Source organism: Schleiferilactobacillus shenzhenensis LY-73, from assembly GCF_000469325.1.
Lineage (GTDB): Bacteria > Bacillota > Bacilli > Lactobacillales > Lactobacillaceae > Schleiferilactobacillus > Schleiferilactobacillus shenzhenensis.
The window spans coordinates 60,531-60,798 of sequence record NZ_KI271594.1 but is presented as its reverse complement, the minus strand read 5'-3'; the positions used below and the strand labels follow the sequence as shown (position 1 = coordinate 60,798).

The following is a 268-nucleotide window of genomic DNA, read 5'->3' as shown; positions in this document are numbered from 1 at the left end:
GGCAGTTGGGACATTCGCGCTGATCGGCCGGCAAGTAATGATGTTCTTCCACGCTGGAAAACTTGCTCAGTTCGTCGGCGCGTTTGCCCTTGGGCTTCTTGCGACGGTGAGCGGCGACCACGGTTTCCCGTTCTTCAATCTCGCTCTCTGCAATGGGCGAAGCCAGCGTAACGGCCTTAAAAAGGCTGGTCTGTTCGCCTCCCGGCAGTGTTTCTTTCTGCACGCCGAACCGCTTGCGCAGGTGGTATTGGAGGGCCTCATTCAAGAC

The 268-nt window shown here is 57.8% G+C and carries 1 pseudogene; it reads right to left on the bottom strand.

The features are described from left to right. Positions 1-268 (bottom strand): annotated as a pseudogene (locus L248_RS16100) (hypothetical protein); the annotation flags it as partial.